General features: G+C 60.0%; 12 protein-coding genes. 1 reads left to right on the top strand and 11 read right to left on the bottom strand.

All coding sequences use genetic code 11. From position 1 onward, the window contains the following. The 4 genes from CO656_RS21800 to CO656_RS21785 are packed head-to-tail and all read right to left on the bottom strand — an operon-like array spanning position 1 to position 3822. Positions 1-714 carry an ABC transporter permease subunit gene (locus CO656_RS21800; protein WP_097527114.1) on the bottom strand — a complete coding sequence of 238 codons (714 nt, stop codon included), beginning with the start codon at positions 712-714 and terminating at the stop codon, positions 1-3. Between the two features lie 60 nt (positions 715-774). After that, positions 775-1590 (bottom strand): transporter substrate-binding domain-containing protein, encoded by an 816-nt coding sequence (locus CO656_RS21795; protein WP_037425863.1) that lies wholly within the window; start codon positions 1588-1590, stop codon positions 775-777. Positions 1591-1625: 35 nt separating this feature from the next. Then, positions 1626-2405, bottom strand: a complete 780-nt coding sequence (locus CO656_RS21790; RefSeq protein WP_097527113.1) for an amino acid ABC transporter ATP-binding protein — start codon at positions 2403-2405, stop codon at positions 1626-1628. 16 nt (positions 2406-2421) lie between these two features. Beyond that, positions 2422-3822, bottom strand: a complete 1401-nt coding sequence (locus CO656_RS21785) for an aspartate aminotransferase family protein (RefSeq protein WP_097527112.1) — start codon at positions 3820-3822, stop codon at positions 2422-2424. A 526-nt stretch (positions 3823-4348) separates the two neighbouring features. Between CO656_RS21785 and CO656_RS21780 the strand changes: the two genes are divergently transcribed. After that, positions 4349-4822: an Lrp/AsnC family transcriptional regulator gene (locus tag CO656_RS21780; protein ID WP_165914152.1), complete on the top strand. Its 474-nt coding sequence runs from the start codon at positions 4349-4351 to the stop codon at positions 4820-4822. A 95-nt stretch (positions 4823-4917) separates the two neighbouring features. On the opposite strand, the gene CO656_RS21775 is transcribed toward CO656_RS21780, so the two are convergent. The 7 genes from CO656_RS21775 to CO656_RS21745 all read right to left on the bottom strand — a co-directional run bounded on the left by CO656_RS21775 (position 4918) and on the right by CO656_RS21745 (position 13708). Next, positions 4918-5394 carry an Lrp/AsnC family transcriptional regulator gene (locus CO656_RS21775; protein ID WP_037377440.1) on the bottom strand — a complete coding sequence of 159 codons (477 nt, stop codon included), beginning with the start codon at positions 5392-5394 and terminating at the stop codon, positions 4918-4920. Positions 5395-5507: 113 nt separating this feature from the next. Then, on the bottom strand, positions 5508-6842 hold the full coding sequence (locus CO656_RS21770) for an FAD-binding oxidoreductase (RefSeq protein ID WP_037426707.1): 1335 nt from the start codon (positions 6840-6842) through the stop codon (positions 5508-5510). Positions 6843-6924: 82 nt separating this feature from the next. Continuing rightward, complete coding sequence (locus tag CO656_RS21765) at positions 6925-8235, bottom strand: FAD-binding oxidoreductase (protein WP_097527110.1); 1311 nt, start codon at positions 8233-8235, stop codon at positions 6925-6927. Between the two features lie 173 nt (positions 8236-8408). Beyond that, positions 8409-9287, bottom strand: coding sequence for an ABC transporter permease (locus tag CO656_RS21760; RefSeq protein ID WP_037426696.1), 879 nt, complete (start codon positions 9285-9287; stop codon positions 8409-8411). A gap of 34 nt (positions 9288-9321) precedes the next feature. Next, positions 9322-10272: an ABC transporter permease gene (locus CO656_RS21755; RefSeq protein ID WP_037426694.1), complete on the bottom strand. Its 951-nt coding sequence runs from the start codon at positions 10270-10272 to the stop codon at positions 9322-9324. A 70-nt stretch (positions 10273-10342) separates the two neighbouring features. After that, the gene (locus CO656_RS21750) at positions 10343-12007 is read right to left on the bottom strand and encodes a peptide ABC transporter substrate-binding protein (protein ID WP_037426687.1); all 1665 of its coding nucleotides are present in this window, start codon (positions 12005-12007) and stop codon (positions 10343-10345) included. A gap of 36 nt (positions 12008-12043) precedes the next feature. After that, on the bottom strand, positions 12044-13708 hold the full coding sequence (locus CO656_RS21745) for an ABC transporter ATP-binding protein (RefSeq protein WP_037426683.1): 1665 nt from the start codon (positions 13706-13708) through the stop codon (positions 12044-12046). Positions 13709-13751: the final 43 nt, after the last annotated feature.

Here is a 13751-nt window from a genome sequence, read left to right as displayed (position 1 = left end):
TTATCCCCGACTGAAGCCACGGTTGAAGAACCGCTCCGTATGACTGAAGAGCGTCTGACTGATTGCCGTCAACGCAAAAAACATCCCGGCAGCAGCGCAGTAGAACAAGAGCGGAGAACGAGTAATGCCGGCGGCGATTGCCGCGGAGCGCATCAATTCCTGCATGCCCACGACCGACACCAGCGAGGTGTCCTTGATGGTCATCTGCCAAACATTGTTGAGGCCGCCGAGTGCTAGTCGCAGAGCGATAGGCAGAGTGACGCGCAGAAAAGTGACGTGGGTCGGCAGGGCAAGGGATTTTGCCGCTTCCAGCAAGCCCACCGGCACGGCGTCAAGCGCGCCGCGGAACACTTCGATCGAATAGGCACATGATATTGCCGCGATCGCAACAACGCCGATGACGAAGGGATAAGCGCTGTCGGCGCTATCTTGATAGCCGAAAGCGGTTGCCAGCCTTTGAACCCACTCGATCGAGCCGAAGAACAGGAGGTAGATGACGAGCAGCCCGGGAACGCCGCGCACTAGAATGCTGTAGCCATCCACCGCCTGCGAGAGTACGGGAAGGCGCCGCCACCGCAACAGCGCCAGGGGCACCGCCGCGATAACCCCGGCGAGCATCCCGAGCAGGCCGACCGCCAGTGTCACCATAGCGCCGCGGAGAAGGGCAAATCCCCACCCCCGCTCAACCAGAAGAACCCATAGGTCAAAAGACATCGGACATATCTCCCGTGACGTCGTCGCGATTCCGGCCGCGACGACGTGTCGATCTCAGCCTCACTTCGTGCAGGGAATGGTGTAATCGTCCTTGAACCAATTGAGGCTGGCATTCTTCACCTTGCCTTCTGTGATCATCTTGCAGAGCGCCGCATCCAGTTTTGCCTTGAGTTCGGCATTGCCCTTGCGCATACCGACGCCCATGCCGTGACCGAGCGATGCTGGATCGTCCGTCGCCATGATCTTGACGTTCACTCGGGTGAACCCTGCTCCGTCCGGAGTGGCGAGGAAATCCGCCCAGGTCGGGGAGTCGCCGAAGGCGGCATCAAGGCGGCCTGCAGCGAGGTCAGCCGTCTGCTGCGTCGTTGCGTCGTACGTTTTCAGATCTGCGCTGGGGACGTGTTTTTGGATGAACTTGGCATATGTGGTTCCGGTGACCACGCCCAGGCTTTTGCCGTCGAGCGCTTTTACGATCTCGTCCAGGCTCTTGAGACCGGCAAGAGGCGAATCCTTCGCCACCACGAAATAGAGGGGCGTGGTGGCATACGGAATGGAGTAGTCGATTTTCTTTTGGCGTTCCGCCGTGATGCCCAAACCGGAGATGATGACGTCGAACCGGTCGCTGTCCATCGAAGGCACGAGCGTGCTGAAGGATTGGACGACGAACTTGCACTTCAACTTGAGTTCAGCGCAAATGCTGTTGGCTATATCGGCATCGAAACCGGTTACGTTGCCGTTAGCGTCAGCCATGCTGAACAGCGGCGCGTCTCCTTCAGTGCCGATGCGCAGGACCCCTTCTTCGGCTTGCGATGCCGCGGCTGAGAACAGGAAGAGGCCGGATGCGAGAATTGAGCGAAGTTTCGTGATCGTCGACATTGGAGTTACCCCTCTTTTTCGTTTGATAACAGCCGTCAGGCGGCCAGTGGCATCACGCTGGAAAGGAATCGCGCCACAGCGTCCGACGCTGGATTGCGAAGCAATTCTTCCGGCGTACCGTCCTGCTCAATTTCACCTTTGTGCAGGAAGATCATTCGGTTCGAGACGTCTCTCGCGAACCGCATCTCGTGGGTGACGAGAAGGATGGTGGCTCCCTCATCTGCTAGCCCTCTGATGACCCTCAGAACCTCCCCCACCAACTCCGGATCAAGTGCGGAGGTGGGTTCGTCGAAAAGCATGATCTTCGGGCTCATCGCGAGCACGCGGGCGATCGCAACACGCTGTTGCTGGCCGCCGGAGAGTTGATGGGGATATCGGTCGCGAAAATCGGCCATGCCGACCTTCGAAAGTGCCGAGAGCGCGATCTCCTTCGCGTCGCGCTTGTTCTTTCCCAGGGCGTAGAGCAGCGCCAGGGTCACGTTGCCGAGGACAGTCTGGTGCGGCCACAGATTGAAATTCTGGAACACCATGCCGATGCGGCGACGGAAGTTCTTTATGTGGTGAGCACTGTGGATCTCGGTCTTGCCATGATCGTTCACGACCGCCGAAACGGTGTGACCCATAACCTCGATTTCACCGGAGGTCGGCGTCTCAAGCAAATTCGCGCAGCGTAGCGCCGTGCTCTTGCCTGAACCGGACGACCCAACCAGCGAAATGACCTCGCCCTCGGTCATTCGAAAGCTGACGCCGTTCAAAACCTTGGTCGACCCAAAAGTCTTGCAGAGTTCACGGACCTTCAGGACATTTCCTGTCATAACCAATGCCGTGTCCTCAGCCTTTCACCGCACCCTGCGCGAAAAGTTCGCGTAGAACTTCATCCACCGCAGCCTTTGCGATGAAGACCATCTCATCGATCTCCGCTTCGCTCATCGTGAGCGGTGGTGCGAAGCCCAGGATATCGCCATGGGGCATGGCGCGAGCGATAAGGTTTCGGTTGCGCGCGGCCTGAGAAATTCGCCCGCCGACCTTCAACGCGGGACTGAATGGCATCTTCGCGCCGCGGTCCGGGACAAATTCGATCGCCGCCATCATGCCGACGCCGCGCACTTCGCCGACGATTGGGTTCTGTTCAAATTCGGCTTTGAGCCGGCCCAGGAGATAGGCTCCCTTCTTCGCCGCCTGCCCGGGGAGGTCGTCGCGCTCTACGATGTCAAGAACCGCGTTTGCGGCCGCTGCGCCGATCGGGTGGCCGGAATAGGTGTAGCCGTGCGAGAAGGCGCCCACTTGAGGCGTAGCCTCCTGCATGACGTCGTAAACCTGTTCGGATACGATCGCGGCCGAAAGCGGCACGTATGCCGATGTCAGCCCCTTCGCGACCGTGACGAGGTCCGGGACCATGCCGTACAAATCGGAGCCGAACATTGCTCCCGTGCGGCCAAAACCGCAGATCACCTCGTCCGCAATCAACAGGACGTCGTACTTCTTCAGCACCGCCTGGATTTTTGGCCAGTAGCCTGACGGCGGCGGGATAATGCCGCCGGTGCCGAGCACCGGTTCAGCGATGAGTGCGGCCACCGTTTCCGGGCCTTCGGCCAGAATAAGTGCTTCAAGCTCATGCGCGCGACGTTCAGAAAACGCTTCTTCCGTCTCGCCCGGTAATGCGCCGCGATAATGATGGGGCAGGCCGGCGCGCAGTATGCCGGCGACCGGCAGGTCCATGTGGTCGTGGTAGAAGCTGAGCCCGGTCATCGAGCCCGACACGACGGAGCATCCGTGATAGCCGCGTTCGCGCGCAATGATCTTCTTCTTCGCGGGCTTGCCGCGAAGATTGTTGTAATACCAAACGATCTTAGCTTGCGTCTCATTGGCGTCCGATCCGGAAAGGCCAAAGAAGACCTTGGACATGCGCCCGGGTGACATTTTCACAAGCCGATCGGAAAGCTTGGCGAGTTCTTCCGTGGTATGGGCGGCGTAGGAGTGATAATAGGCCAGCTTGTACGCCTGACGAGCAATGGCTTCGGCGACCTCGGTTCGGCCATAGCCGACGTTTACGCAGTAAAGACCGGCAAAACCGTCGATATATTCGCGCCCACTCGCATCCTTGATGCGAACGCCCTTGCCGGTTTCCACAATGGTCGGCGCGGTCTGACCTTCGGCGTAGTCCTTCAGATATGTGAATGGATGTAGAACAGATCGCCGATCCATTTCGCTTATTTCGACAACAGTTTTCATTGCGGCTTCCTCAGGCGGCGCGACCGCCGAAACACACATATTCAGGTTTGATGAATGCCTGCCGGGACCCGATTGCTTCAAAAAGCTGAAGGGGGTCGGTGCGCGCATCGCCGCGTTGACTCTGACCTCGCCGAAGACAGGCCCATATCGCCCGTTCAGTGCTGCTGCAGAGAGGAACCGCGTGTGCGGGCCGCGCTCGATCGCTCGCTGAAGAGGCGAAGGTCTCAGCCGTCGACATCGGTGATTGCCGTTCGCCAGCAGGATCGACGACCGCGGCGGCACCCGACCCATGCCCTCTTCCCGCGACAAAAGCCCGGGTGCAGAAAAGCGTCGGATTGCTCCTTATTTTCAGCGCGTCCCGCGCCGACAGCCCGTTATTCAGCATTTTTTCTCTCGGATTGGCGTGTCCAATGAGTGAGAGCTTATGTGCATCCGAGCGATCGATTTTAACGGACTAAGGTGCCCGCTCGCAGGAATCCTGCTTTTGTCGGGCTCAAGCGAAGATAAACTGCGTAGGGAGGGTTTGGTGGAACTCGACAGGCTAGACGCTCGCCTCCTGAGCGTTTTGCAGACAAACAACCGGCACAACTATGAGGTGCTCGGAGAACTGGTGGGGCTGTCGCCGACGGCCGTGCAGAGGCGTGTAAGACGCCTGAGGGAGAAGGGGGTCATCGAGGCGGATGTCTCGATCGTGAAGCCGAAGATGATCGGCCGGCCGATCGCCATGCTGGTGCTCGTGTCCTTAGAGCGGGAACGCGCCGACATAGTGGACCGCTTCAAGCAATCCATCCGCCAAACACCGGAGGTGATGAACGGTTATTATATTACCGGCGAGTCGGACTTTGTCTTGATCGTGACAGCACGAAGCATGGAGGACTACGAGATATTCACGCGAAAGTTCTTCTATGAGAATCCGGATATCAAGGGATTCAAGACAATGGTGATAATGGACAGAGTGAAGGTCGGCTTTGCGCTGCCAATCGACCTTGCTGCCTTCTGAGCTCTGTTTCGGTCAGCGCAAGCAGGTCTGCTGTCTGGTACGGCGGTTGGCTTCGCCTTGCGGGCGAGTTTGTATGCTGTCCGTCCACGGCTACACTAAATGTCAAACAGGTCAGTCAGCGGCACGTGGTACTTGGTGATCGGAGATTTGAGTACAACGAAGCTGAAGTATTTCTCGATTCCGATGTCCATTTCTATCAGCCGCTCCATGAGTGACTGGTATTCTCCTATGCTGCTCGCCACGAACTTGACGAGATAGTCGTAGTCACCTGAGACGACGTGGCATTCGATTACTTGCTCAATATTCTGGATGGCCGACATGAAGCGGGCGATGTCGGCCTGGCGATGGTTCCTCAGGGTAATCTCTGTGAAGACAGTGAGAACCTGCCCAAGCTTTCCCATGTTGATCATCGCGGAATAGCCGCCGATATAGCCTTCTGCCTGCAGCCTCTTCACCCGCACGAGACAAGGTGTTGCGGACAGGTTCACGAGCTCGGCGAGCTCGACATACGTCATCCGTCCGTTCTTCTGAAGCTCGGAGAGGATCTTGATGTCAATTCTGTCCAGTTTCATGTGCGCCCACCCGGTTGTTGCCACGACCTTTGCATGAGCGATTGGAGTTTCGTCAGCGGACGAGGCTCGGTGGCAATAATCCCTCGGGTTCCAAACGGCAGCCGATCTGACGGCTACATCATTTCCGGCCGTCGGATCGCCGAGCCATCGCTGAACCGGCTCAGCCTGTAAGGCGAAATGTCGGTCAGTGGCTCTTTATTCATGACGATCTCGCTCACCAGACGGCCGGCCCCGGGTCCGATCGCGAAGCCGTGTCCGCTGAAGCCCGCGGCGATCACATAGCCGGGGAGTTCCTCCACTCTCGAGATAACAGGCACGAGGTCTGGGGAGGTATCGATGAGCCCGCCCCACGCGCGTTCGACCCCGATCCCCTTCAGCGCCGGGTACTCGCTTTCGAGGTTCTTCACTGCGAGCTTGACGAGTTCCGCGTCGGGCGCCGGGTCCAGAATGCGGCTCTTTTCAAACGGCGAGATCTCGTCGTTCTCCCAGCTGCCGAAGGCATCGGGACCATTCCAGAAGCTGCTGTTGAGGCGGTATTTGAGTTTCTTGCCGATCTTGCTGCGATACATCTCGTAGAACTTGAAAGCGTATCGCATTCCTCGCGGCGTGATGTCGAGCGTACCGCGCCCGGGTACGGCAATGGTGTAGGAGCCGTCGGTCCGACGCCGCAACACGAAGTTCGAAGCCGATAGACATCCTGCCTGAACGATTTCGGGCGCCGGGGTTGTCTTGATCGCCGTCCCGGCGATGTTGGCGACTGGAAGTTCAATGCCATAGCGATGAGAAAAGCGGGAAGCCCATGCCCCGCCGGCGCAAACAACGGTGCTCGCTTTCACAATTCCCCGCTCCGTCCATACCCCTGTTACCCGGCCATTGGTAATGTCGAGGCCGCGAACGGCGCAGTTCTGATGGAGCGACACGCCCCTTTCCTTGGCGGCCTCGGCGACGGCAGGCACGGCAAGGCTCGGTTCCGCTCTCCCGTCGGTCGGAGACCAGACGCCGCCGACCCAGGAGGATGTGCCGCCCGAGGCCCGCTCGTTCGCCTCGGAAGCCGTGAGTATCTCGCTGTGAAATCCCTGGACGCGTGCGGCCTGGCCCCACTTTTGCCAGCGGGCGACATCCGCCTCGTTCTTGGTGCAGTAGAGTATCCCGGTTCGACGAAACCCGAGATCGCGGCCGATCTCGGTGCCCAATTCCTCCCAGCGCCGCAGACTGTACATGGCAAGGGCAAGCTCATGGAGATCGCGGTTCTGCTGACGCACCCACCCCCAGTTGCGGCTTGACTGCTCGCCGCCAACGATGCCCTTTTCGAGCAGAGCAACGGAAACCCCTTGTCGGGAGAGTTCATAGGCCGTGCATGTACCGACGATCCCTGCCCCTATGACGACGACATCCACCTGGGTTGGAAAAGAGGCACTGTCACGGACTTTCTGAACGTCGACCGGCATAATCTGTATTCCTCCGCAATAGTGCATGAGATTCTCGAACAGCGCCCCCGCAGGAGCGCTGGAATCCTCAAACGGTTAAGCTCTATCGACGCGCGCGGTACAGGGCGATGCGGTCCTGCATTCGAAAGCCCTGGATGATGGCCGGCATGAACCAGGGATTGCCCCGGTAAAGGGGGATGGACGCAGGCGGCCGGAAGTCGAACGCCGTGCGCGCTTGCGCGGCATGGCCCAGTAGCTTGTGAGCCGCGCGCGTTCCGATCCATGGCGCCCAGACGACGCCCGAACCGCAGAAACCGGTGGCATAGACCAAGCCGTCCTTCTCGAAGATGCGGGGCAGCATGTCCCGGTGCATCGCCACATTGCCAAACCAGGTGTGCGACAGGCGAACGTTCTCCAGTTCTGGGAAAAGGTTCACTAGGCCCCGACGCAGAAACAGCTTCGGCGCGGTTGGATCGCCGACGCGAGAGCTGTCGCGGCCTCCCAACAGAATGCGCTTTCCGTCGGGTGTCGGGCGGTAGTAGAACCCAAGTTGCCGGCCCTCGATCATCATCATCCGCTTCGGCATAAGCCGCGCCATCACTTCTGGCGCGAGCTCCTCGGTGACGATGATCCGGCTGCGAACCGGGACCAGCCGCCGGCGCAGGAAGGGAACCGCGCCGTCGGTATAGCCGTCAGTGCAGACCAGCACCTGGCGGGCCTGCACGGTGCCCGCCTCCGTCACCACACGAAACTCGGCCCCATCCCTCGCTACCGAAGTCACGCGCGTACCTGCGTGGACGGTCAGTCCCGAAGCCAACGCCACCCGCAGGAGTTCAGCGTGGAACTTGGCCGGGTGCAACCCACCGATATCCATCCGCGCCATGCCGCCGCGATAGAAGTCCGTGCCGATGTAATTGTGCTGTTCGGCGTACGGCACAGCATAGGCATCGATCCCCAGTCGCTTCGCCAGCACTTCGGCGCTCCGCGCGGTCTTCTCGTAATCGTCATAGCCGATTACGCCCTTGAACTGGCCAACCAGCTGAAAGTCGCAATCGAGCCCTTCGGTCCTGATGAAGTCGTAAAGAAATTCGCGGGCGATCTTGCCCTCGGCCTCGATTGCGATGGCCCTTTCTTCGCCGAAGCGCCGGGTAATCGTGGCGTAATCCGGCCGAATGCTTCCGCTGGTGATTCCGCCGTTGCGCGTCGAGGCTCCTTCGCCCGGGTTCATTGCATCGAAGGCCGCAACCGAACGGCCCTCGCGCGCCAGAACGAGACCCGCCGATAACCCGGTGTATCCGGCGCCAATGATCGCCACGTCGAGCTTTTTGGCCAGCGGCTGCCGCGGCAGCGGTCTGACCGGTGCCTCTTCCCACCAATAGGGCGTGTTCTTGTCTGCGATTCTAGAGTCTTCCATGGAACCGACTTCTCGTTGCGCTTGGCCAAGGCCTTCTGCGATTACTGACAAAATGAGAGACGGGGTACGACCGCCGGCAACTACGGTTCGCACATCGCCCTTCGAAAACGATCGACGAGCGGGTACGGTCTTCCCCCTGATGTTGTGACCACGGCCCCGGGCTCGCATTCCCCTCAGGTGTGATCACCGCGAACATCGAGCGCATCGCGCAGCCCGTCGCCGATGAAGTTGAAGCTGGTTACGGCGATGGTAATGGCTGCACCGGGAATGATCGCCAGCCACGGTGCGCTCCCCAGATATTGCTGCGCGCCGTTCAGCATGTTGCCCCAGCTGGGCAGCGGCGGCTGAATTCCATAGCCGAGAAAGCTGATATAGGCCTCCATGAGGATGGCGCGGGCGACGGTCAGGGTGGCCGCGACGATGATCGGGCCCATCGCATTGGGAAGGATCTCGCGGAACATGATATGCGTTCCGCTCAACCCCAGCATGCGACCGGCCTGGACGAATTCGCGCTCGCGAAGGGAGCGGACCTCGGCCTCGACGATCCTGGCCACTTCCATCCAGCTGGTGGCTGCGATGACGACGGTGATCATCATCGGGCTGGGCTTCAGCGCTGCGGCAAGCGCCAGCACCAGGAAAATCGACGGGAACGACAGGAACCCATCCACCGTGCGCATCAGCGTCGTGCCGAGCCAGCCGCCCCGGTATCCCGCGAGCACGCCGACAAGGGTTCCGATCAGCGTCGACAACAGCATCGCGGAGAAACCGACCAGCAGGGAAACCCGCCCCGCCATGAACAGCCGCGCCGCCAAGTCCCGTCCCAGCGGATCGGTGCCCATATAGTGGTGGCCGGTGAAGGGCGGAGCAAAGCGGGCGCGCAGATCGATGTAGAGTGAATCATAGGGCAGCAGGTACGGGCCCAGGACGCACGCCAGCGTCAGGACGGCGATCATCACCATCCCGAGGAGGGCCAGATGGTGGTTCATGAAGCGGTGTGCCGTTCGGCTGTTCCACCAACGCTCCTGGCGTGAATTTGCGACAATGGCGGTCATAATGGTGGCCTCCTGTTGAGCGTCCATGAGGCGCTTAGCTCAGACGAATACGGGGATCGATGATGGCGACGACGATGTCGGCGATCAGGTTGCAAAGCACGACGAGGATCGCCGAGAACATGAGCAGTCCCATCACCACCGGGTAGTCGCTGTAGCCGAGGCTGTCGAGGAACAGCCGGCCCATCCCCGGCCAGGTAAACACCGTCTCAGTGACCAGAGCACCCGTCAGCACACTGGGAAGCTGCATCCCTGCCAGTGTGATCATCGGCAGCAGCGCATTGCCGACGACATGCTTCATCAAGATTCGGCGCTCGCTCAATCCCTTGGCACGGGCGGTCTTGACGAATTCCTGGCTGATAACATCAAGCGTCGCCGTTCGCATGTAACGGCTCCAGATGGCGACATGGACCAGCGCCAGCACGATGCTCGGCATGATCAGGTGATGGATATGGTTCAGAACCGAACCGTCGCCGATCGTGTACATGTTGCCGGCCGGCAACCAGCCGAGTCGTAGCGAAAAGACATAGATGCCGACAAGGCCGAACCAGAAAGTCGGGATCGACAGCGCCACCATCGCCCCGACCGTCGCCAGATAGTCGAAAACAGAATAGCGGTGCGTGGCGCCGCGGATGCCGATCCACGTGCCGATGGCGATCGCGATGACGGTAGATGAACCCATCAACAACAGCGTTGCAACAAGGTGGCGGCCAATCACATCCAAGACCGGCGCGCCGTCGCGGAAGGAGTGACCCCAGTCGCCCTGTACGAGGCGCCAGGCCCAGTCGAGATACTGCATCCACAGCGGGCGGTTGAGCCCCAGCTGCTCCTTCAGACGATTGAGATCATCCTGGGTCATGCTGGGATCAAGCCCGAATTGCGCCAACGGGCCGCCCGGAATGAGATTCAGGACGACGAACCCGATGACCGAAACGATCAGGAGCAGGACGAGGCTTTGTGAAAGGCGATTGAGCAGGAAGCCGCGCATTGGCTCTCCTCCTTCATGACAGCATCAATGGATAGGCCGCCGCCGCAACTCGCGACGGCGGCAGCGTATGTCAGCTTTGCCAACGCCATCCGGCGGCATGCCAGGAGGCCGTGCGGGTGTTGGAATTGGGCTCCCACCCCTCGAGACCTTCCTTGCGACCGACTACATAGGTAGCGGCAAACAACGGCAGGAACGGCAGGTCCTCACGAACGATTTCCTGAATACGGGAGTAGATCTCGCGACGCGCCTCAGGATCGAAGGTTTGGGCACCTTTCTTGAGCAGCGCGTCAACTTCTGGATTGGAATACTGGCCGACATTCGAGCCTTTTCCGCCCTTGGCAGCAATTGCGCTTGTAGCGAGGCGGTTAGTGGCGTCCGGATCCGCCGCAATGAGATGGGTAACACCCGCGATCGCCGAGTCGAATTGCGACTTGAGCCAGAACTCACCAAACATCACGGCCGCCGGCAGATTGGATATCGTCATCTCGACGCCAATCTCTGCGAATGTCTGCTGCAGGAACTGCTGCACTTGTTCGCGCAGATTGTTGCCCGACGTCGTCGAATTGGCGAACGACAGCCGCACCCCGTCCTTGGCGCGTATTCCATCCGGCCCCGGAACCCAGCCCGCCTCGTCGAGGATCTGTCGCGCCCGGTCAAGGTTGAACTCCTGCGCCGGCAGGTTCGGATTGTAATAGTAGGACGTCCGTGGCATGAACGTCTCGGTGAGCGTGCCGACGCCGTAATAGATCGCGTCGATAATTGCTTTTCTGTCCATCGCGGCATAGAGCGCCTTGCGGACAGCCGGGTCCTTGAATTGCGGCTTCTCGAGATTGAGATAGATCGACTCGACTGATGCCCCAGATACCAGCGTCACCACACGGCCCGGCAATGTCTTAGCTTCATCGTAGTGGTCGGCGGTGATGTATGCCTGGTCTGTAAGGTCGATGTCGCCGCTCTTGAATTGGGTATAGAGCACGGTCATGTCAGGGATGTACTTGAAGACGAGCCGCTCGACATAGGGGCCATCCCCAAAATATTGAGGGTTCGCGACCAGCTCGAGATGATCGCCCGCGACGCGCTGCGCCCATTTGAATGCACCGGTGCCGACAGGTGCCTGATTGAAGGCGGCAGCGTTGGGATCGGCCTCTTTCTCAAGAATGTGCTTGGGCACCATAAAGGTTTCGGTGAGGAACGACAGATAAGGGGCGAAAGCCTCCTCCATCCGCCAGGTAAGCTCAGTCGGCGAAACCACCGTGATATCTCGTACCAGTGAATGCCCGCCCGTGCGCCAGGCGCGGAAGTTCGGGTTGGTTATGAGCTCGAGAGTGAACTTCACATCCTCGGCGGTGAAGGGCTCGCCATCGTGCCAGCGAACGTCATCACGCAGGCGGACGCGCCACTTCAGACCGTCCTCCGAAATGCCGCCGTTCTGCTGTGTTGGCACTTCGGCGGCAAGATTGGGCTGAAGAACACCCTTCGGATCCATGCGGAAGAGGGCGTCGAATAGGGAAAAATGGACCGCATCGTCTACCTCGATATGGGCCATCAGCGGATGGAAGACGGTGGGTTCCTGCGAAAGCCCGACGACGACGCGACCGGTTGGGCTAGCAGTATCGGCAAAGGCAGGCTTGCCGAGCAGGTTGGGAGCGGCAAAGCACGCAATGCCGCCCGCTGCCATGAGGCGTAGCGCGTCGCGTCGAGAATAGCCCGATTTCGTTGTAGAATCTTTCGTCATGATATTTCCTCCCTAGTTGTATTTCGGCCGTAGCTCTCAAAAGTTAACGGCAATCGGTCGAGTGTGCCTCGGTCGCTCCCCGGGAATCGCCGCCACCAACTCGCGCGTGTAGGCCGATTGCGGGTCCAGAAAGATTTGAGATGGCGGGCCGCGCTCGACGATCTCCCCTTTCTGCATCACTGCGATTTCGTCGCAGATCTGGCTGGCGACGCGCAGATCATGGGTGATGAAGATCATCGAAACGCCAGTTTCCCGCTGGATCTGGTCTAGCAGCTTGAGGATTTGGGCCTGGATAGACACGTCGAGCGCAGAGACTGCCTCGTCGGCAATCAGCAGCTTGGGCTTGAACATCAAGGCCCGGGCGATGCCGATGCGCTGGCGTTGCCCGCCGGAAAACTCGTGCGGATAGCGGCCGAAGGCACCGGCATCGAGACCGACATGGGCCAGCAACGCTCGCGCCTCCTCACGCGCCTGAGCATAAGGCATGCCGTGGGCGACGGGACCGACGGTCAGGATTTGTCCAATGGTCGAACGCGGGTTGAGCGAAGCGAAGGGATCCTGGAAGATCATCTGGATCCGCGGCCGCAGCGGTCGAAATTCGGTTTCCGAAAGCTTGGCGATGTCGCGGCCCTCGAACAGAATTTGCCCGCCATCGCTGTCTTGCAGTTTGATCAAAAGCCTTCCCAGCGATGATTTGCCGGAACCGCTCTCGCCGACGACGCCGAGCGTGCGTCCCGCAGTCAGATCGAATGAAACGTCCTTCACCGCAGGCACAATGCGCTGGCTGCCGAACAGGGCACTGCCGCTGCGATAGGTCTTGGACAGCCCTTCGACCTTCAGGATCGTCTCGTTGCTCGCCTTCTCCTGAACTGCTCGATCCTTGCCCGTCAGGTGCGGGACGGCGGCGATCAGGCGCTGTGTATAGGGGTGGGTCGGGGATTTGAGAACCTGTTCGGCGGTACCTTGCTCGACAACGCGGCCCTTTTCCATCACCACGACACTGTCGGCGATCTCAGCCACGACACCGAAGTCATGGGTGATGAACATCACGCTCATGCCCTTGCGGCGCTGAATGTCACGGATCAGCTTCAGGATCTGCGCCTGTGTGGTGACATCGAGGGCCGTGGTCGGCTCGTCCGCGATCAGAACGGTGGGTTCGAGAGCGAGCGCCATGGCGATCATGACGCGCTGACGTTGCCCGCCCGACAGCCGGAACGGATACTGGTAGTACATGAGTTCCGGATCGGGCAACCCGACTTCCGTCAGCAGCTCGATGGCGCGATTGCGCCGCGACGCCTTGGTGCCCACGCCATGAGCCGTCAGAACTTCGGTAATCTGCTCGCCAACCGTCATCAGCGGGTTGAGCGCCGAAAGCGGATCCTGGAAAATCATCGATACGACGCGACCGCGCAGTCCTCGCAGCTTCTTCGCCGGCGCGCCGATAATGGCTGTGCCGTCGAGATGAATAGCGCCGGACGAGACCGGGATCAGCTTCGGCAAAAGCCCCATGATTGTGTTCGCCGTCACCGACTTGCCTGAGCCTGACTCGCCGATAATGCACAGAATCTGGCCCCGCTTGAGATCAAACGAGATGTTCTCGACGGCATGGGTCCGTTCCATGCCTTTCGGCAGGTCGACCGTCAGGCCACGCACCGAAAGCGCTGTGTCCTCTCCAGAAACAGCCTCTGTTCCAGCAGCCATCGAGATTCCTCCCTTTTCAACGGAGCCGTTACCTTGCAATTTT

It is taken from the genome of Sinorhizobium sp. FG01, from assembly GCF_002531875.1.
GTDB lineage: Bacteria > Pseudomonadota > Alphaproteobacteria > Rhizobiales > Rhizobiaceae > Sinorhizobium > Sinorhizobium fredii_C.
Note: the sequence above shows the minus strand (reverse complement) of the source record. Positions and strands in the feature narration are given on the sequence as shown.